Here is a 19,876-nt window from a genome sequence, read left to right as displayed (position 1 = left end):
TAATTATCATGATGCCGTTTCGCATTGGCCATGGTTTTGATGTTCATAAGTTTGGTGAAGGTGACCATGTTGTTTTAGGTGGTGTTTCCATTCCTTATTCCCAAGGGTTGATTGCCCATTCAGATGGTGATGTGGCGTTACATGCTTTAACTGATGCACTTTTAGGTGCCGCGGCACTTGGAGACATAGGAAAACACTTTCCTGATACGGATTCCGAGTTTGCTGGCGCTGACAGCCGGACTTTACTGAAACGCGCTTATCAAAAAATCATGTCACTTGGTTTTCGAGTCGGTAATATTGATGTCACTATTATTGCTGAAGCGCCTAAAATGCGCCCGTATATTGATGTGATGAGAGCGAATATTGCCGATGATTTATTGGTGGACATCAGTGCGGTTAATGTAAAGGCAACAACCACAGAAAAGCTAGGCTTCACAGGTCGTAAAGAGGGTATTGCTGTTGAAGCGGTAGCACTGATTTTTAAACAAGCTTACTTTAATCAGGGGCTCTTTAGTCAGGGTAGCGAATGAATACTGAATGGCGATATGCTTGGTCCAAACCTGAAGTGACGGGTGACTTAAAAACGCATGTACAAGATTTTTATGTCGAAGAACAACTTGGTTTTGAGCCCGATGATAAAGGTGAATTTTGCTTTGTGTTTATTGAAAAGCAAGGTGTTAACACAGACTTCCTTGCAAAACGTTTAGCACAAATAGCAGGTATCGCGCCAAATAAGGTGACGTACAGTGGCGTGAAAGACCGTCATGCTTGTACTCGTCAATGGTTTTGTTTGCATGTCTTAAATCAAGAGCCAGACTTGTCAGGTATACAAGAGGCTTTTAGAGAGCCTGAAAGTGTACGAGTGATTGCACAGTTACGCCATTCTAAAAAGCTTCGAACAGGGGCTCATTTATCAAATCGTTTTGTGATTCGCTTACGAGGTATTCGTGGGGATCTGAATGAACTTGAAGGGCGTTTAAACTTGATCAAAGAAGGTGGTGTACCTAACTATTATGGCCCCCAGCGTTTTGGTATAAATGGCAATAATTTACACAATGGCAAAAGCTTTGTTTTACAAGGACGACAGAGTCGTCGGAAGTTATCTAAGACTGAATCCTTTTGGTTATCAGCGATTCGTTCTTGGTGTTTCAATCAAGCATTAAGCGATCAAATTGAAAATGGTATGTGGTCACGCTTATGTGATGGTGATATTGCACAATTCCAGCGTAAAGATGAGCAATTTCGCGTAAAAGAAATGGACGCATTGATACACCTTAGCGTAATGCGTGGTGAAATCAGTCCTGTTTTGCCCATGATTAGTGAAGGTTGGGAGGCTGGCACAGGCCTTCAACGGGAGTCAGCTATCAAAGCCTCTCTATCTGAACATATGGATTTAGTTGATGCTTTGATTGGCTTTGACCTTTCTCGAGACAGTCGGCTAGCTCGTCTTGTTCCTATGAATATGGCTTGGGAGTTGCTTAAGGAAAATGAAGATAATATACAATTGATTGTTGAATTTTCATTACCAAAAGGTTGTTTTGCAACCAGTGTATTTCGCGAAATGATAGATTTTACCGATAAGTCAGCAGAGAAGCACCATGAGAATATTGATCGCTAACGACGATGGCATTGATGCGGTTGGTATACAGACTTTGGCAAAAAGATTACGACAAGAGTATGCGGTTTTAGTTGTTGCTCCTGACCGTAATCATAGCGGTGCGAGTAACTCATTAACTTTGACCCGGCCATTACAACCAATCAAAGTAGAAGATAATCAGTATCGTGTTGATGGAACACCAGCGGATTGTGTGAACCTAGCATTATCTGGAATAATCGATGGTGAAGTAAGCTTGGTGGTGTCGGGAATAAATCATGGTGCTAATTTGGGGGATGATGTTATTTATTCTGGAACTGTTGCAGCAGCCATGGAAGCACGTCATTTAGGAAGACCTGCTTTGGCAGTTTCTTTAGTCGGCACTAAGTATTTTGATACAGCTGCAGAAGTCGTTATACGTTTGCTTCAAGATTCTCATACCTTGTCTGTGCCAGCGGGTATCTTGTTAAACGTAAATGTACCAGATATATCTTATGATGAATTAAAAGGAATACAGGTAACTCGCCTTGGTTATCGTCATAAAGCTCAAGCTCCTGTTTCCGCACAGCACCCAAAAGGCTTGCCTAGTTTTTGGATCGGTGCTTTATCTGAGCCTTATGATGCCTCTGAAGGAACAGATTTTTTTGCTGTTGAAAACGGTTATGTCTCAATTACCCCCATTCATACAGATATGACTTGCTATGACGCGAAATCCTCCCTTGAACAATGGACTGATACTGTAAATTTATGAGCCAACAGGATCTAAACTGGTTAATAAAGCATACTGAATCGAGAGCTTCTAAAATGGTTCTTCAACTCAGAGATGCAGGAATTACTCATGAAGAGTTATTAGCCTTAATGGGGAATATTCCACGCCATGACTTTGTTGAGCCAGCTTTTTCACATCTTGCTTACTCTGCAACGCCACTTCCTATTGGGCGTAACCAAACAATTAGCCAACCACTGACAGTAGCAAGAATGACTGAATGGCTTTTAAGCTATGCCAGATTGGGACGTGTATTAGAAGTGGGAACGGGTTCTGGTTATCAAACTCGTATATTGGCTCACTTTTTTAATAAAGTGCATACGGTTGAACGTCAACAAACGCTATATAAACAAGCCAAGTTACGCTTGTCTACAATGGGTGTTAATAATGTTGAGTATTTGTTTGGTGATGGTCAAGTTGGCTGGCCTAATAACGTTGAGATGGATGCTGTTATTATTACAGCAATGGCAAGTAAAGTTCCTTTGGCTTTAACAAACTGCCTTAAACAGCAAGGCATTTTAATTATGCCGATTGATCATCCGACACCGCAGATAGGTTGTTGGCGAAAAGAAGGCGATCGATGGAAATGTTTAGGGACTGAGTCTGCGCACTTTGTCCCCTTATTAGAAGGAATAGAGCATGCCTAAATGGCTGAGAATATACGCAAGTGGTTTACTTATGGGGGCGGCTGATATTGTTCCTGGAGTGTCAGGCGGTACGATTGCTTTTATTTTAGGTGTCTATGACCGTCTTATTAATGCGTTAAGTGGTATTAATAAGAAAAGTATTCAGTTGTTATGTAAAGGTGATGTTAAGGCATTGTGGCGCCATTTTGATGGTACATTTTTACTTACTTTGGGTGGCGGGATCTTAACGAGCATTTTTTTATTTGCAGGTATTGTTACCCATCTTTTAGCTGTTTATCCGAGCTACCTGTGGAGCTTTTTCTTTGGTCTTATCTTGGCATCAGCTTATTTCCTAATCAATCAAATTTCAGGCTTTGGAGTGCGTCATTTTTGTGTCTTATTTCTAGGTGCCGCTACCGGTGCGAGTCTTTCATTACTCGTACCTACTCAACTTGATACATCACTTTTGATGGTCTTTTTCTCTGGAATGGTGGCTATCTGCGCAATGATTTTACCGGGAGTCTCAGGTAGTTTCTTGTTACTTATGATGGGAATGTACGGATTTATACTTTCTGCAATCAAAAGTCTAGACATTGCAGTTATTATGATTTTTGCTGGGGGGCTCTGATTGGGCTTTTAAGTTTCTCTAAAGTACTTCACTATTTACTGAGTCATGCTCGCTCAATGACCTTGTCTGCACTGACTGGCGTTATGTTAGGGGCTTTAGTAAAGGTTTGGCCTTGGAAAGTTACAGACTCATGGCGGCTTATTAATGATAAAAAAGTATCATTAGAGGAGCATTTAGCTCTTCCTTGGGATCTACCAAATTTTTACTTTTTAACGGATTTAATCTTGCCACTTTTATGTGCCTTAGTCGGTTTTTTTAGTATTTTCTTTGTATCTTACATATTGTTACGTAACTCAGACAAAACGTAATAAAATCATAGTGATCGATTAATGGAGTAAAGCGTTATCTACGGCTGCTTTTATAAAAGACATAATTTTATCTCGCTAACTTGGTTAACAAGTCGGCTGGTTTTTTTATGCTTTTTATTAAGCGGATGCTCTTATGAAGTGCTTCATTACTCAGCAAAAAACAATCAAAAATATAGTTCAAATAATGCCAGTGTTTCTTCTGTTCCGTCCACTGGATATCATCGTGTGGAAAGTGGCGAGACCTTGTTTTCTATCGCTTTCCGCTATGGATTAGATTATCGAGAGTTAGCAAGGCTAAATCGAATCGGTGCGCCTTATGTTATTTATCCGAAACAAAAAATTCGTCTTGGTGGGAAGACCAAATCCTCTTCAAGTGTCGCGAATACGTCTTCTTCAAAAGTCAGTTCTACTCCATTAATCGTTAATAATACGTCAGCAAAAACACCTGTTGTAACACCGGTGAAAGAGGCAAAAAAATCAACTGAAATAGATACAAAAGATGACAAACCAGTTAGTGACTGGTCATGGCCTGTAGATGGTCAGGTCGCGAGGGGGTTTTCAAACGCTGGTGTTAGTAGTAAAGGTATAGATATCAAAGCCGATCAGGGGGCATTGGTTAAAGCAGCGGCGGATGGAACTGTCGTTTATGCGGGCAGCGGTCTAATTGGATATGGAAACCTCGTTATAGTGAAACACAACGACGTTTATCTTAGTGCCTATGCATACAACGATAGCATTCTAGTAAAAGAGAAACAGAATGTTAAAGCTGGTGACTCTCTGGCTGTTATTGGTGGTAAAGGAAATGATCGGCCATTGTTGCACTTTGAAGTGCGACGTGATGGACAACCGATAGACCCATTAGAGGTCTTACCCAACAATTAGTGAACGAGAGTTTTGAGGAGGGGATATGAAGTTAGCAAATAGGGATAATACAGAAACGAAAGTTTTAAATGCTGGTGATTTTGACCTCGATACTCCACTTGATAGCTATGAAGAAGATACTAACGAAGAATTTGAATCTGCCGTAAATGCTCGGTATGCCGAAGCAGATAAAAGTCGCAACCTTGATGTCACTCAAATGTATTTAAGTGAAATAGGCTTTTCTCCTTTACTGAGTGCTGAGGAAGAGGTGTATTTCGCACGTCTTGCTCTTAAAGGTGATGAGAAGGCCCGTAAGCGTATGATTGAAAGTAATTTACGCTTAGTGGTTAAAATTTCTCGTCGGTACTTAAATCGGGGTTTATCACTTCTGGATCTTATTGAAGAAGGTAACCTTGGTTTGATGCGAGGGGTTGAAAAGTTTGATCCTGAGCGAGGATTCCGTTTTTCAACCTATGCTACTTGGTGGATACGACAAACCATTGAACGAGCCATCATGAATCAAACTCGAACCATTCGTTTGCCAATTCATGTAGTGAAAGAGCTCAATATATATTTAAGAGCGGCTAGAGAATTAACACAAAAACTTGATCATGAACCAAGCGCTGAAGAAATTGCAGACATGCTTGATTGTCCAGTAGAAGATGTTCAAAAAATGCTTCGATTGAATGAGAAGGTAAGTTCTATTGATGCTTCATTTGGCGGCGAGAATAACGACAAAAGTCTTGTTGAAGTGTTAGCTGATGATCTTCATCAAGGTCCCGAGGCAGACCGTCAAGATGGCGATGTGCTTCAAGGAATTGAGCATTGGTTGGACGAGTTAAGTGAGAAGCAGTGTGATGTGATTACACGTCGATTTGGTTTGCGAGGGCATGAAGCAAGTACATTGGAACATGTGGGTGAAGAGATAGGCTTAACGCGAGAGCGGGTTCGACAAATTCAAGTAGAAGCGCTACGTAAATTACGTTTAATAATGGACAAGGAAGGTTTGTTGTTGGATGACGTGATTGGTTTTGATAGCTAATCGTCTTCAGCCTTCAATGAATACTTGCTATAAATAAGTAAAAGCCCCTTTACACTTTGTAAAGGGGCTTTTTTTATTTTAACTGTCCCGTCCTGAAATAGGTTTTAAAACTCTCTACCTATTCGCTTACGCCTGTTATATCGACAATATGTTGTTGGATTTTTACTTTATATTTGTCTGACATGCCTTTAACTTCATAAGCTAGAATTTCTTTTTCATCATCTTCTATTATTTCTGGAAGACCTGTGAAAACACGGTTTTGTATGTGAGATAAAGTGAAAATATCATCACTAATTACCAGCGTATTGACACTTTCTGTTTTTCTCATTTGTTCTATGTTGTTTATTAAGTCTTTAATTTCATCGGGTTTAAAGTGATTTTCCTTAATCATATTACTGATTTTCGGATTTCCTTGATGAAGACCTAAATGGAAATTGAGTTTTGGTGTGTCTTTATAAAGCTCATTTTCGAGTAATTTTTCCATTAATCCTAAGAAGAGTTGAGCTGTACTTACTGCATTCAGATATAGATTGTCTTCTGAGTTCATCGCACTGAAAAGAATAATAGCAGAATCATTTTTATGTTGATGAACTTGACCTAAATACATGTCACTGGCTTGAAATATGGCTCTGTAAATGGGAGTTAATAAATTTGCCACTTGCAATGGCGTCATATTTTTATGCCATTCATCTAAATTGAGAATATCAAAGTACAGCACACAGTTACGCTGTTTGGATTCTTCAAAAAGTGCATCAAAATTCATTTCATACTGAGCTTCTTTTGTTGCTGATTTTTCTTCGTTTGGAGTTTCTATTTCAGTTTTTATTGTCTTAACAGCTTTTTCAGTAACAGGGGGGAGTGTTCTAAAGTTTGTATAGCTTCCACCGCTAGATGAATTTCTCTAGCTTCTTTGTATTTTGCCGGTCTAAGCTGATTGGCTTTGTTGCCTTGTGTATAAGAAATAAGCGCATTACTTGCCTCGGTAATTGGTGTGAAAAGCCACTTTGTCATTAGCACAACAAGTAAAAGTGCTATAGCGCAGATAAAGATGGCAACACCAATAAGTAAATTGTTTAAATGTTGGAGGGTCGCTTGTGCTGGTGTTTTGTCTATCGTAATTAATACATGTCCAACGATATCGTCTCGAAATTTGATGCTGGAACTGTAAACGCGACGGCCATCGCTTGGTCTATAATCTTGTTCTGATTGCATTCCTGAGCCACTACTGTCGGCCTCGGCAAGTAATTCGTCTTTTTTATTGTATACGCGAGCACTTAGAATATTATCGTCTACTACTAATCGATTAAGTAAAACATTTAAACTTAATAAATCATTGGTAAGTATGGATTGAGTAGCATTAAAAGCTGCTTGGGTTGCTAAACTGCTGCCAAGAACTTCCGTTTGTTGTGATAAATAGTTACCAAGTGCATGAGTCATGGTGTACCAAAAAATGCACACGGTAAGAATCATCAGCGAGATAAAAGTTGCCACAGTGATAACCGACGCGCTTAGTTTTTTACGTATAAAAGCAGCGACCATCTTAATTTTAGGTTGGGTGTCCATTCACTTCCTTTGGGATAACTCATAGAACAATGACTAAAGTATACACATCATAACGGCCATTTTCTGAATTCTTTAAAGTAGAACAGGTGCTTAGCGAAAAGAAAACGATTTGCTATAGTAGGCGTCTTATTGAATTAGGAGTATTTATGTCTGCCAGTATCACTCTCATCGGTTCTTTGAACTCTGAATATTTAGATCAATTTAATACTTGGTTGGACACACGTGGACTGCGGGGATCTTCTTGTCTACTGACGGACAATGAAGATTCAGTATTAGTTGCACAAGTTAGATTAGAAACAAAGGTAGCTGATACTGAGGCTATTACAGCAGAGCTTCTCACTTTGTCAGATGAAACAGGCATTGACCATATTTATCAAGGAACAAGTTTGGATATTCGCCGTGGTGGCGTTGCTGTGTTTGATATGGACTCGACTTTAATCAAAGCTGAGGTGATGGATGAACTCGCGGTTGATGCAGGTATCGGAGAGCAGATCGCCGCCGTGACAGCAAGTGCCATGCGTGGTGAAATCGATTTCGTTGAAAGTTTTATACAACGTCTTGCTTTGTTAAAAGGCCTAAGTAGTGATGTCATGGATGGTGTCTATAGCAGAATTCAGCACATGGATGGTATTTCTACCTTAATGAAGGTTTTGCATCATTATGGTTGGCATACGGCTATTTTATCTGGTGGCTTTACGTATTTTGCAGACAGGGTGAAGGCAGAGTACGGTATGTCAGAAGTGCATGCCAACATATTAGAAATCAAAAAAAATGAATTAACAGGTAAGCATCTAGGTGAAATCGTTGATGGTGAGCGTAAGAAAATGCTGTTGACGAGAATAGTTGAAGAGCAACAGGTGGATTGGAAGCAAACGATTGCTTGTGGAGATGGAGCCAATGATCTTTTGATGTTGAACCATGCTGCATTAGGTGTTGCTTTACATGCCAAGCCTCTTGTTAGAAAACAAGCACCATGTCCGATGAACAACCTGGGTTTGGATGGCATCTTATATCTATTAGGAATGACCTCTTCTGAGATCCGAAAGTTGTCTGTTTAGTTTTGTGATGAGAGATAGGTGAATAAGCACTTTTTGTTAATGGCGCAATTACCATAGTGCCATTTTTTGGTGCTTGTTTCATAGATTGCTATTGTCATCTCTAAAAGATTGTTATAATTCATGGTTATAACTCTAATAAAAATGGTTGAGGTGATGTTTTGTCAGAAATAAGATTGTCTGATATTGATTTAAATTTGTTGTACGTTTTTCAGGTTTTAATTGAAGAGCTTAATGTAACAAAAGCGGCCACACGACTGAATGTTTCTCAACCAGCCGTCAGTCGTTCCTTATCTCGTCTACGTGACATATTTAATGATCCTTTATTTATTAGGACATCTCACGGACTTTCTGCTACAGCTAAAACCGAAACACTATCTACCTTGTTGGGTGATACGCTTAAAGGCTTAGAAAGCATTATTCAACCTAGTGAGTTTACCCCTCAAACCAGTAAACGTCGTTTTATTTTATCTACTACTGATTTTGGTATTTTGACAGTCCTACCGAAAATTCTTGATCAATTTCGGCAGGAAGCTCCTGGTGCTATTTTAGACGTTAAGTCTTGGCATGAAGATATGGTGGCAGATTTGGATCAGACCAATATCGATGTCGCTGTTTCTGTCCTTTCAAAAGAGCCACCGGCAGGTATTCGTGCTATGCGCCTGAAAAGTGACCAGATGGTTTGCTTGGCACGTAAAAATCATCCAGCCATTCAAGGTGTATTAACTTTAGAAAGCTATTTGAAAGCCAGTCATGTTCAGGTGGTATTAGGGCGTCGTGAATATTTTGCGGTTGATAGAGAATTAGAAAAATTAGGGGAAAAGCGGCATGTTGCGGTAAATCTACCTAATTTCGTTCCAGCGGCAAGAGTAGTGATGGACAGTGATTTGTTATTAACAGTACCAAGGCTTTTTGCTGAGGATATGGTTGAAACGGCATCTGATATTGTCTTGTATGAATTGCCATTCGTGACGCGCCGATTTGACTATTCTATGATTTGGCATGAACGCTTCCAGCATGATGCTGCTCATAGATGGTTTAGAGGATTATTAAGACAAGCTTTTTTAGATGCTTCCACTTAATAAAGTTCTTTGTTAACGCTTGTCTAATTGAGCCTGATTATTCAGTGCTCGATAGACGGGTCGTCCATTCTTTGGTTAAAACCTCCACTAAACTGTATCGTCTAAGAGTCATTGCTTCTTTTAAATCAACAAAGTTTTCTTCTAGGTAATCGTGAAGTACTTGATCTCTTAATAAAATTAAAGAGTTTATTTGCGTGGCTTGTTCATGGGTCACGTCTTTATTTAGAATCAATGCATCTAATACCTCTTTTCGAGAAGATACCTTTGTTTGATAATGGTGATTCAATACGTATTTGGCAAGATCCAGCATAGAAGCTACGAGTAATTGAAATGAATGTTCAATGATCATGATTTCATCTTTGGAATATTCAACTTCTTTTGTTCCTTTTCTAAAAGCATCAAGCCGTTTTATCATGGCATGCTGATGTTTATAAAGGGATTCTTCCCACTCTATATTTCTCATTTTTTTCGCCTTTAGATAAGACTACAAATAGCACTTTTCACAGTGCGCTATTTGTAGTCTAGGCGAGTTCTGGGGAAAAAGCGGTTAAAAGCCGTAGAAAGGGTAAAAACAATAGGAGCAACCATATTCAATTGGTGTGTGTGCTTTGATATGTAAGTAACCTTGGCTTTCACAGGCAGCAAGTAGTGCTCCAGAGCTTTGTTGTGGATGTGCATAGGCTAATCCATCGCTTCCGATTGCGACGCGTATAAACTCATCTCGTTGAATTGTTTTTGTTCGGCTAAAACCAGCATCAACCAAATAAGATCGAGGACGTTCTGCAATTTGCCCAGAACAAATGGAAAGTAAAAGTCGAGCAAACCAATGGTAAGTAACAAGGGTTGAGCTAGGGTTTCCTGGCAGCCCAATGAATGGAACACCTTCCAGTGTTGCATGAACCAAAGGTTTCCCCGGTTTAATGGCTATTTTCCAAAGGTGTACGCTTCCCAACTTTTCAAGGACGCTTTTTACATGGTCTTCTTCTCCAACGGACACACCACCGGAAGACAGAATCACATCGCAAGAAGCCATTAGTGTTTTTAATGCTGCTTCTGTATCTTCTGGTGTATCAGTGGCATGAAGGCATTGGGCAACCTGATGGCCAGCTTGAGTAACTAGAGCGCTTAACATAGGACCATTGGAGTTGAATATTTGTCCAGGTTGTAGGCTTTGTCCAGCAGGGACAAGTTCGTCTCCTGTTGTAAGTATGCCCACACGCAGTTGTTTATATACGCTAATTTCAGTAATGCCTAAGCTAGAAAGTAATCCTATGTGCATAGGGGTTAGTTTTTGGCCTGCTTTAACAACGGTTTGGCCTGCTTTGATATCTTGTCCTTTTGGACGAATATTATCTCTGCTTGGTGGAGGCTGATTAAAGATGACTTTATCGTTTAGTGATTGCGTATTTTCTTGCATCACAACGGTATCTGCACCATCAGGGATGCTGGCACCAGTGAAAATCCTTGCACATGTGCCTGGTTCTAAAGGCGTGGGATGTTGACCAGCAGGAATGCGTTGGCTTACGACAAAGCTTTTACCTGCTTGCCAATCCTTGGCGGCTAAAGCATAACCATCCATCGCACTGTTATCATGGGGCGGTACAAAAATGTTTGCGACTATATCTTTGGCGAGAATTCTTCCAGTGCTATTGGATAGAGTGAGAAGCTCACTGGTAACTCGAATACTTGCACTGTTTTCGATTGCTTTTAAAGCATCTTCAAAGGCTAATAAAGTCGACATAATACTTAGGCCCCGTGTTGAATGGACTCATAAGGCCCAATTAACATGCTGACAAAGTTACAGGGTCTGTGTGACGCATTGAGCTGCTCTTTTAAAATACCGTTCCATGCTGTTTTACAAGCGCCAGTGGAGCCCGGTAAACAAAAAACAAGCGTCTGATTCGCCAACCCTGCCACTGCACGAGATTGAATGGTAGAGGTACCAATTTCGCCATAAGAGATATGTCTAAATAACTCGCCAAAGCCTTCAATTGTTTTATCAAATAATGGTGTCATAGCTTCTGGTGTACTATCTCTTGAATAAAAACCTGTGCCACCTGTTATCAGCACCACATGAGTTGCTTCATCTGCGATCCAGTTTGAGACAACCGCACGCATTTGATACACATCGTCTTTTACCAGTTTTCTTTCGGCCAATGTATGGCCTGCTTCTGTGAGTAATTCAATGAGTGCATTACCTGACGTATCTTCAGCGATAGTTCGAGTATCTGATACGGTTAAAACGCTGATGTTTAATGGACGAAATGGAGTAGGTGTCTTAGCCATAGGATTCCTTATCTAGCCGCCTGTCGCGCTCATAAAGCGCAATATTTGAGGGGCTTCATCGAGATTAAAATGATGTTGTTGAGGTTTGAGTGCCAATGCTTCGATAATGGCGTTTTCTAATTCTTTTGAATTTTCTAAGCTGGAATGTTGCATACTACTACGAATCACGCTTTTCAAATCTTTCGAATGTTCGTTGCCTAGGCAAAGTAATAAACGACCTTCAACCGTAAGGCGAATACGATTACAGGTGTCGCAAAAATTATGACTGTGAGGCGAAATAACGCCAATTTTATGGCTTGATCCAGCAACATGATAATAGCGAGTAGGACCGCCTGTTTTAATATCACTTGGTGTCAGTGTGTAATGTTTACTTAAAGTATCAATAACATCATCACTGGATAAATAGGTTTCTGCACGATCGTGGTCTGTAATGACGCCCAATGGCATTTCTTCAATGAAGCTAATATCCATACTTCGATCTAGTGCAAATTTCGCTAGATCGTATAGCTCATCGTCGTTATGGTTTTTCAACACGACACTGTTGATTTTTAATCGCTTGAAAGGAAGTTTACTTGCGGCTTCAATACCGTCGATGACTTGCTGGAATTTGTCTTTTCGAGTTAAAGCAAAAAAACGATCTGCTTTTAATGTATCTAAACTAATGTTGATACGAGACACGCCAACATTAAAAAGATCCTGTGCCATTTTATAAAGCTGGGAACCATTGGTGGTAATGGTTAATTCTTCTAACCCTTCTGTGCTGGCAATTTGCTCTAGTGCCCAGAGAACATTTTTTCGAACCAATGGTTCACCACCAGTGATACGTATATGCTTAGTTCCCATAGCGATGAAGGTTTTCGCTACATGGACAATCTCTTCCAGAGACAGAACGTGCTCTTTCGATAAGAAAGTAACGTCTTCGTCCATACAATAAGTACAGCGAAAATCACATCTATCAGTGACCGAGATGCGTAAGTAATCTATTTTTCGACCAAAGGGGTCGATAAGAGCGTCCGTTATCAAAAAAATACCTCGTTAGATAAGCCCCTATCAAAACAAAAAACGGCTGATTAAGCAAAGTAGTAAAAGAATATAGGCGTTATTTTTTACAGTTATTTCAAATGGATAAGGTTAGCGTTTGTGTTGCTCAAGAGCCCAGACAATATGCTCTCTTACAAGTTCGGAAGATGTGTGGAGGGCGTTTTCCAAGGTTTGAACTGTCATGTCGCTGGTGGGCGCATTGCCTAAGGCAACGGCAATGTTCCGTTGCCAGTTTTCATAGCCTGTACGACGAATGGGTGAACCTTCTGTGTTTTTCAGAAAAGTGTCTTCATCCCATGTAAATAGTTCAACTAGATCAGCTGAATCCAAATCGTGTCTTGGCTGAAAATCGGCTTCTTCCGTGTACTTTGCAAATTTTGTCCAAGGACAGACAAGCTGGCAATCATCACAACCAAAAATGCGATTGCCCATTTTGCTCCGTAAAGGTTCTGGGATTGGGCCTTTATGCTCAATAGTTAAATAAGAAATGCATTTACCTGCGTCCAAAATCCAAGGTTCGACAAAAGCGTCGGTAGGACATTGAGTGAGGCAAGCAGTGCAACTACCGCAATGTCGATCTGTCATGGGTTCATCAACAGGAAGAGGGAGGTTAGTGAAAATTTCACCGAGTAAAAACCAACTGCCTGCTTTTGGTGTGAGCAATAAAGTATTTTTACCAATCCAGCCCATTCCAGCCTGTTCGGCAATTTGCCTTTCTAAGATAGGGGCGCTATCAACAAAAGCACGATAACCATGGTCGCCCACTTCTTGTTCTACTTTTTTAGCCAGTTGAGTCAGTCGTTTGCGTATCAATTTGTGATAATCACGTCCTAATGCATATCGAGCAATGTAGGCTTTATCTTTGGTTTTTAAGCGGCCAACGGTTTCTACCGATTGGGGGAGATAATGCATACGTAAGGAGATAACACGACGAGTGCCGGGATGCAGCTGCTCAGGATAGAAACGCATATCACCATGGTTGGCTAGATAGTCCATACCAGCGTGATATTGCTTATCAATCCATTGGTTAAATTCGTCTTTGTATTGGGCTAGGTCAGGCTCGACAATACGGGCTTCTGCGAAGCCAAAGTCAATTGCCCATGATTTAATATCATCTGCAAGCTTTTGTAGGTCATCTGGACTGGATAAAAACGAAGGAAGCAAGTGAGTACCGAAATAGCTGACACTAGGCCGTAATTTCAGCCTAGTGGAAAGAACGAAAAATTAGTAAAGCTGAGAGTCGCCTTTAACAACGTCCATCAATAACTTGATAAACATACGATCTGCTTCTGTGTGTTCTTCTTGGATTTTAATTGTCGTTTGATTTGATACTTCTTCTGCAATGCGTTGGTAAGCATCAGGTTCATTGATGTTTTCCTTAGCGATACGGACTAATTCTCCAGCCAATTCAGGATCCATCAGCATTTTACGAAAACAGCGTAAAAACTCATCAATAACACGTTGTCTGTTGAGCTCATTAGACATGATAAAACTCCTAATAAAATTATTCCGCTATAACACCATGAAGTGTAGGTTAGAGCAAGTTTTTATGCCGCTTTAGTATGCTTTGTGTTGACAAAAATTAGGACCGAAGCCAGAATGGACTCATATAATTCGACAACACCATGTCGATGACTCCTTTTTATGGGCCACTAGCTCATCTCAATCAGATTCGTTCTGATTAAGCACAAGTATAGTATGACGCAATATTGTCATCTTATACTTCTCCTCGCGAAAAAACGCGGACAGTGTAAAAACTGCGATTTATTGCGTTTGAGTACTTCTATTTTAGTCGTTACCTCAGTTAGTTTTGCAAACTTCGTTCTATCAACTTTAATCTGCTTGTCTTATGCGGTTACAATAGCCGTACTTAAAAAAATTAAAAACAGATGAATACTATAGAGGGTAACAAGGTGGAGTTATTATCCGGTGGTGAAATGATCGCCCGCTTCCTCAAAGATGAGGGAGTTGAATATATCTATGGTTATCCAGGTGGTGCCGCACTTCATATTTACGATGCCCTGCATCGTCAAAATGATGTAAAACACATTCTGGTTAGGCATGAACAAGCGGCAACGCATATGGCGGATGGCTATGCGCGTGCCACAGGTAAGGCTGGTACCGTTCTTGTAACATCGGGCCCAGGTGCAACCAATACAGTGACTGGTATTGCGACTGCTTACATGGATTCTATCCCTATGGTAGTAATCTGTGGTCAGGTAATGAGTTACTTGATTGGTGAAGACGCTTTCCAAGAAACCGACATGATTGGTGTCTCTCGTCCTATTGTTAAGCACAGCTTCACAGTTAAGCATCCATCAGAAATCCCTATGATCCTGAAAAAGGCCTATTACATTGCCAATTCAGGTCGACCGGGCCCTGTCGTTGTAGATATTCCAAAAGACATGGCTGTACCGACTGAAAAGTTCGAGTACAAATACCCAGAATCTGTATCACTGCGTTCTTATACGCCACCAACAAAAGGCCACAGTGGTCAAATCAAGAAAGCGATTGATTTACTACTAGCGGCTAAGCGCCCAATTATTTATGCCGGTGGTGGTGTTATTCTGGGTGGTGCTTCAGATTTGCTTATTAAATTAGCACGATCTTTGAACGTCCCGGTTACTAATACGCTGATGGGCTTGGGCGGTTTCCCTGGAACCGACAAGCAATTCGTTGGCATGTTAGGCATGCACGGTAGTTACGAGGCAAACATGACAATGCATCACAGTGATGTGATTCTTGCTGTTGGTGCTCGCTTTGATGACCGCGTAACGAATGATCCAGACAAATTTTGTCCTGGTGCGAAAATTATTCATATTGATATTGACCCAGCTGCGATTTCTAAGACGATTCGTGCAGACGTCCCTATTGTTGGCCCTGTTACGCAAGTTCTAGAAGAAATGTTGTCCTTGGTTGAAGGTGAAAGCTCTAACACAGAAGCTTTAGTTAGCTGGTGGAAGCAAATTAATGAATGGCGTGGAGTTCACGGTGGCCGTTACGATACGAGCAACGATAAAATCAAACCTCAAGCGGCTGTTGAAGCGTGCTGGCGAGCAACCAAAGGCGATGCGTTTGTTGCCTCTGACGTAGGCCAGCACCAAATGTTTACTGCACAATACTATAAGTTTGATAAACCAAACCGTTGGATTAATTCTGGTGGTTTAGGCACGATGGGCTTTGGCCTTCCTGCTGCAATGGGGGTGAAGTTAAACTTTCCTAAAGAAACGGTTGTTTGTGTAACAGGTGAAGGCAGTATTCAGATGAATATTCAAGAGCTTTCGACTTGTTTGCAATACGGTTTGCCGGTCAAAATTTTGTGTTTGAATAATGGTTACTTAGGCATGGTTCGCCAATGGCAAGACATGAACTATGAAGGTCGTTACTCGAATTCGTTCATGGATTCTCTACCTGATTTCAAAATATTGATGGACGCTTATCGTCATAAATACGTTGAGATCAGAAGTAAAGATGAACTTGATGCCAAGATGGAAGAAGCGTTTGCAATGACAGACCAACTTGTCTTCATCAACTGTTACGTAGATCCAGATGAACATGTGTATCCAATGCAAGTACCTCGTGGTGCAATGCGCGATATGTTCTTGAGCAAAACGGAGCGTACTTAATATGAGACACATTATATCTGTATTAATGGAAAATGAGCCGGGTGCTTTGTCGCGTGTTGTAGGTTTGTTTTCTCAGCGTAACTTTAACATCGAATCATTGAACGTAGCGGCGACGGATGACCCAACCTTGTCTCGCTTAACACTGACAACATACGGTTCTGACCAGGTCGTCGAGCAAATCACTAAGCAACTAAACAAGTTGATTGACGTAATTAAGCTGGTGGACTTAACCGAAGGTCAGCACATCGAACGTGAAATGATGTTGGTGAAAGTACGTGCCACTGGCGCTCAACGTGCCGAAGTGAAACGTACGGTTGATATCTTCCGTGGCAACATTGTTGATATGACACCTTCTATCTACACGATTCAAATCGTTGGTGAATCAGACAAGTTAGACGGATTCCTACAAGCCTTGGGCGGTGCTCATTTGCTTGAAGTGGTTCGTACTGGTGTTTCTGGTATCGCTCGTGGTGAGAAGACCTTGTCTTTGTAATTATTTTTACGCGATTTTAAAAGCCGCTCATATGAGCGGCTTTTTTGTGTTTGTAACTTGTGGTAAACCCGCAGGGACGAATCCTGAAGTATTACTGCGAATTAAAGTCACAAAGCCTTCTCTCTTAAACCGCAGTTCGGTGAATATTCGAATTCATTTTTTCCATCAATGTAAACGTGACTTTTAAATTGATGGAAAGTGCTTTTTTATCTAGGAAAAAGTGAGTGAGGACTCTACGTTTTCTATAAGAAGATATTTAAAAACTTCACCATGGATTGTTTGAGCTGGTTGGTAGATCCACATAACAAGTGAGATGAAAAATTTTAAAAATCAAATGAAGGTAGGTAATGTATTTGCAGAATTGCTAGATTTTCCTGAAATCTATTCCATAGCTTCTTACTGTAGATTATCACTTTTTGAAATTTACTAAAGTTCTATATATTGAAAAACGAGTTTCAGCATATATTGTTATGCTGGCAAAGGGGATTTAGATAAGTAAAAAGAACTCAAGTAATCCCATGAAAAACGTATCCAACTAATTGATGCTATTAAAATTCCCTAAATCCATCACTGATACTTCTATTGATCTGCTCTGAGTTTCATTCGCTGTTTTTCTACCCGTATAGCTCACTTTATTGAAGTTGCCATTCTTTAGTAGTTGACGTTTAATGTCGCTCTTAAACATTAATGTTTTTTGCACCATGATTGTGCGATCATGTTGGTTATGGGAAACCAGATAATTCAGCTACCGCTACGACGAAAGAGTCAAAGTAAGGGGCTTTCAAGTAATACAAAGATGGCAGGTATGCCTGATACCATAGTAAAACTATATGAATAGTTAATGAGGAAAGAATGAAAACAAGACCAGAGATAACAATCTCTTCCTTAGATTCACAAAGACTGGAAGACCTAATAGATTCCTTACCTAAAGGTGCTGTTGCGGGTGTTAATGAGCTAGAAGAAGAGCTTGCACGTGCGACGGTTGTAGCGCCAAGGGAAGTTCCAGATAACATTGTTACCATGAATTCAACGGTGAAGTTTTTCGTTGAGTCGACAAACAAAGAATTTGAATTGACCTTGGTGTATCCAAAAGACATGGATTCAAGCGGTAAAACAATTTCAATTTTGGCCCCAGTTGGTAGTGCCTTGCTTGGTCTTTCTATCGGTGATGAGATTGAATGGCCAAAACCAGGTGGTGGTAATTTGAAAATTAAAATTATTCAAATTACTTTCCAACCAGAGAGATCAGGTGAGTATCAGCTTTAAATGACTAAGACTCAGACACTTCAGAGCTAAGTAAATACTTGAAGATTATAAATGAATTAAAGGATTGTTCTAGTTAGAGCAGTCCTTTTTTTATGTTGGTTGTCATAAGAAAAGCGGAATAGGTTAACCTATCACTTGTTTCACTTTATAATCTCAGCGATTGAGCAATGATGGCACTTTTAGTCACTCTAGCTGTAAGTAGATTTTTTAAGATATAAGGAACATCTTGATATGTTGATTTTGATAGTAGGGTTAGCGATTTTCTTCGCGGTACACAGTGTGCGTTTATTTGTTCCTGATTGGCGAAAAATGGCAGTGACGAAAGCGGGTTTGATGAGCTGGCGAGTTCGATTCAGTATGTTGTCTTTGCTATCTATTGGTTTCATTTTTATGGGTTATGGTCAAGCTCGGTTGGCACCCGTTTGGTTGTGGTTTCCACCTGTGTTTATGCCGCATGTCACTAGCTTAATTATGCTGGTTGCCTTGTTTTTCTTTTGCTCGGCTTTGGTGCCAAAAACCACCTTGAGAAGAGTGACGGGCTATCCTTTGTATTTGTCTGTGAAGTTGTGGGCTTTTGCCCATTTACTCAGTAATGGTAACTTAGCCGATGTGCTTTTATTCGGTAGCTTCTTGATTTGGGCGATTGTAAGTTTCGCTGTTTTCCGTCGTCGTGATAGAAACGAAGGCGTTACACCAGAAGAATCTAATATTCGATTTGACCTGATCGCTTTCGGATTTACCTTGGTGTCTTGGTTTGCCATTGTTCTATTTTTCCATAAAGCCGTGATCGGTGTTTCACCTTTGGTTTAGTCTTATCGGATGTATTAGAATCGCTCGCTTTATAAGGCTTACAAAAAAACGCCTGCTAAATGGCTTTAGCAGGCGTTTTTTTAGCTTCTAATTTTTGATGTCTAATTATTAAACTTAGTAGATACGTTTGTAGACGTTGCTGAGTAACGGTATGGATTTACCATAGATTATCTTCACCAGTACTAAGAAAAGTTCACCAGTAGCAATAGAGTCAGCCAAAGCATTGTGTGCTAAGTAAGGTGGTAAATTATGGCGTTCACGAACCGATGCTAACTGGTAATCGCCTGTGCCTGTATCGTTTTTGTTTCTCAGTAATGACTTTTCTAAAATAAGTGTGTCTAACCAAAGTAGTGGTAAAGGCTCTAAGCCAAAACGTAGTTTGACGTAGGTGTCGATAAAGCTCTTTTCCACTACCGTGCCGTGGGCAATGAGAATTTTTCCCTTCATAGCGCGAAATAAATCGTGCATGGCCTCATCAAAAAGTTGTCCTTCGCTGAGCATCTCCGGAACAATATGGTTGATGACGGCAGCTTCTGGTTTGACGTATTTTTCTGCCTTGATGTAGGTGTGAACAGAGGTACTGATGTCTACCAACATATTATGAATTAGCAAATGACCTATGCTTAAAATACGGTCTTTCTTGGGGTCCAATCCGGTTGTTTCTAAATCGAATACCAAAAATTCCAGCTCATTCAATTTAGCGTCTGGCAAAGGATAGGGCTCACCCAATAATTCCGCTATTGGTTCAGGCAAGTTGCCTTCGGCAATAAGGGTCGCCCGCTTTTTTTCAAGCTGATGTATCGGATGAAAACGATCTAATAAATTCATC

Annotated in this window: 21 protein-coding genes and 1 pseudogene; 13 read left to right on the top strand and 9 right to left on the bottom strand. The window is 40.4% G+C overall.

Going from position 1 to position 19,876, the window contains the following annotated elements:
* Window positions 1–8 precede the first annotated feature (8 nt).
* The 7 genes and pseudogenes from ispF (at window position 9) to rpoS (ending at window position 5,825) form a co-directional block, all read left to right on the top strand.
* Window positions 9–530 carry a 2-C-methyl-D-erythritol 2,4-cyclodiphosphate synthase gene (gene ispF / locus AC0L3Y_RS00365; protein WP_473467369.1) on the top strand — a complete coding sequence of 174 codons (522 nt, stop codon included), beginning with the start codon at window positions 9–11 and terminating at the stop codon, window positions 528–530.
* On the top strand, window positions 527–1,618 hold the full coding sequence (gene truD, locus AC0L3Y_RS00360) for a tRNA pseudouridine(13) synthase TruD (protein WP_473467366.1): 1,092 nt from the start codon (window positions 527–529) through the stop codon (window positions 1,616–1,618). The genes ispF and truD overlap by 4 nt, the downstream gene beginning before the upstream one ends.
* Complete coding sequence (surE, locus tag AC0L3Y_RS00355) at window positions 1,599–2,345, top strand: 5'/3'-nucleotidase SurE (protein ID WP_473467364.1); 747 nt, start codon at window positions 1,599–1,601, stop codon at window positions 2,343–2,345. Before truD ends, surE begins: the two co-directional genes overlap by 20 nt.
* Window positions 2,342–3,007 carry a protein-L-isoaspartate(D-aspartate) O-methyltransferase gene (locus tag AC0L3Y_RS00350; protein ID WP_473467361.1) on the top strand — a complete coding sequence of 222 codons (666 nt, stop codon included), beginning with the start codon at window positions 2,342–2,344 and terminating at the stop codon, window positions 3,005–3,007. The genes surE and AC0L3Y_RS00350 overlap by 4 nt, the downstream gene beginning before the upstream one ends.
* A pseudogene (locus tag AC0L3Y_RS00345) lies at window positions 3,000–3,922 on the top strand (DUF368 domain-containing protein). The gene AC0L3Y_RS00350 and the pseudogene AC0L3Y_RS00345 overlap by 8 nt, the downstream one beginning before the upstream one ends.
* Window positions 3,923–4,060: 138 nt before the next feature.
* Window positions 4,061–4,804, top strand: a complete 744-nt coding sequence (locus AC0L3Y_RS00340; protein WP_473467357.1) for a peptidoglycan DD-metalloendopeptidase family protein — start codon at window positions 4,061–4,063, stop codon at window positions 4,802–4,804.
* A gap of 25 nt (window positions 4,805–4,829) precedes the next feature.
* Window positions 4,830–5,825: an RNA polymerase sigma factor RpoS gene (gene rpoS / locus AC0L3Y_RS00335; protein ID WP_473467354.1), complete on the top strand. Its 996-nt coding sequence runs from the start codon at window positions 4,830–4,832 to the stop codon at window positions 5,823–5,825.
* 118 nt (window positions 5,826–5,943) lie between these two features.
* On the opposite strand, the gene AC0L3Y_RS00330 is transcribed toward rpoS, so the two are convergent.
* Both AC0L3Y_RS00330 and AC0L3Y_RS00325 read right to left on the bottom strand, forming a co-directional pair.
* Window positions 5,944–6,588, bottom strand: coding sequence for a hypothetical protein (locus tag AC0L3Y_RS00330; RefSeq protein ID WP_473467351.1), 645 nt, complete (start codon window positions 6,586–6,588; stop codon window positions 5,944–5,946).
* A gap of 59 nt (window positions 6,589–6,647) precedes the next feature.
* Window positions 6,648–7,388 carry a YtjB family periplasmic protein gene (locus tag AC0L3Y_RS00325; RefSeq protein WP_473467349.1) on the bottom strand — a complete coding sequence of 247 codons (741 nt, stop codon included), beginning with the start codon at window positions 7,386–7,388 and terminating at the stop codon, window positions 6,648–6,650.
* 146 nt (window positions 7,389–7,534) lie between these two features.
* On the opposite strand from AC0L3Y_RS00325, the gene serB reads away from it, so the two are divergent.
* Both serB and AC0L3Y_RS00315 read left to right on the top strand, forming a co-directional pair.
* Entirely contained in the window at window positions 7,535–8,446 is a 912-nt protein-coding gene (gene serB, locus AC0L3Y_RS00320) for a phosphoserine phosphatase SerB (RefSeq protein WP_473467346.1), read from the top strand.
* Between the two features lie 158 nt (window positions 8,447–8,604).
* Window positions 8,605–9,525 (top strand): LysR family transcriptional regulator, encoded by a 921-nt coding sequence (locus AC0L3Y_RS00315; protein ID WP_473467343.1) that lies wholly within the window; start codon window positions 8,605–8,607, stop codon window positions 9,523–9,525.
* Window positions 9,526–9,562: 37 nt separating this feature from the next.
* Here AC0L3Y_RS00315 and AC0L3Y_RS00310 read toward each other — a convergent pair whose 3' ends face one another.
* The 6 genes from AC0L3Y_RS00310 to AC0L3Y_RS00285 all read right to left on the bottom strand — a co-directional run bounded on the left by AC0L3Y_RS00310 (window position 9,563) and on the right by AC0L3Y_RS00285 (window position 14,337).
* Window positions 9,563–9,988 (bottom strand): hypothetical protein, encoded by a 426-nt coding sequence (locus AC0L3Y_RS00310; RefSeq protein WP_473467340.1) that lies wholly within the window; start codon window positions 9,986–9,988, stop codon window positions 9,563–9,565.
* A gap of 84 nt (window positions 9,989–10,072) precedes the next feature.
* A complete protein-coding gene (locus tag AC0L3Y_RS00305) occupies window positions 10,073–11,266 on the bottom strand; it encodes a molybdopterin molybdotransferase MoeA (protein WP_473467336.1) in 1,194 nt (397 codons plus the stop codon).
* Window positions 11,267–11,271: 5 nt separating this feature from the next.
* Entirely contained in the window at window positions 11,272–11,811 is a 540-nt protein-coding gene (gene moaB, locus AC0L3Y_RS00300; RefSeq protein WP_473467334.1) for a molybdenum cofactor biosynthesis protein B, read from the bottom strand.
* Between the two features lie 12 nt (window positions 11,812–11,823).
* A complete protein-coding gene (gene moaA, locus AC0L3Y_RS00295) occupies window positions 11,824–12,834 on the bottom strand; it encodes a GTP 3',8-cyclase MoaA (protein WP_473467330.1) in 1,011 nt (336 codons plus the stop codon).
* 108 nt (window positions 12,835–12,942) lie between these two features.
* Window positions 12,943–14,016: a tRNA epoxyqueuosine(34) reductase QueG gene (queG, locus tag AC0L3Y_RS00290; RefSeq protein WP_473467326.1), complete on the bottom strand. Its 1,074-nt coding sequence runs from the start codon at window positions 14,014–14,016 to the stop codon at window positions 12,943–12,945.
* A 60-nt stretch (window positions 14,017–14,076) separates the two neighbouring features.
* Entirely contained in the window at window positions 14,077–14,337 is a 261-nt protein-coding gene (locus AC0L3Y_RS00285) for a hypothetical protein (protein WP_473467322.1), read from the bottom strand.
* Between the two features lie 428 nt (window positions 14,338–14,765).
* Here AC0L3Y_RS00285 and AC0L3Y_RS00280 point away from each other — a divergent pair, with 428 nt between their 5' ends.
* The 4 genes from AC0L3Y_RS00280 to AC0L3Y_RS00265 all read left to right on the top strand — a co-directional run bounded on the left by AC0L3Y_RS00280 (window position 14,766) and on the right by AC0L3Y_RS00265 (window position 19,047).
* Window positions 14,766–16,478 (top strand): acetolactate synthase 3 large subunit, encoded by a 1,713-nt coding sequence (locus tag AC0L3Y_RS00280; protein ID WP_473467319.1) that lies wholly within the window; start codon window positions 14,766–14,768, stop codon window positions 16,476–16,478.
* Between the two features lies 1 nt (window position 16,479).
* A complete protein-coding gene (gene ilvN / locus AC0L3Y_RS00275) occupies window positions 16,480–16,971 on the top strand; it encodes an acetolactate synthase small subunit (protein WP_473467317.1) in 492 nt (163 codons plus the stop codon).
* A gap of 852 nt (window positions 16,972–17,823) precedes the next feature.
* Window positions 17,824–18,237, top strand: coding sequence for a nucleoside diphosphate kinase regulator (rnk, locus tag AC0L3Y_RS00270; RefSeq protein ID WP_473467313.1), 414 nt, complete (start codon window positions 17,824–17,826; stop codon window positions 18,235–18,237).
* 231 nt (window positions 18,238–18,468) lie between these two features.
* The gene (locus AC0L3Y_RS00265; protein WP_473467309.1) at window positions 18,469–19,047 is read left to right on the top strand and encodes an NnrU family protein; all 579 of its coding nucleotides are present in this window, start codon (window positions 18,469–18,471) and stop codon (window positions 19,045–19,047) included.
* 114 nt (window positions 19,048–19,161) lie between these two features.
* On the opposite strand, the gene AC0L3Y_RS00260 is transcribed toward AC0L3Y_RS00265, so the two are convergent.
* Window positions 19,162–19,875: a 3'-5' exonuclease gene (locus tag AC0L3Y_RS00260; RefSeq protein WP_473470561.1), complete on the bottom strand. Its 714-nt coding sequence runs from the start codon at window positions 19,873–19,875 to the stop codon at window positions 19,162–19,164.
* Window position 19,876 lies beyond the last annotated feature (1 nt).

This window comes from Marinomonas sp. GJ51-14, assembly GCF_055808695.1.
This window is presented reverse-complemented; position numbering and strand designations above follow the sequence as displayed.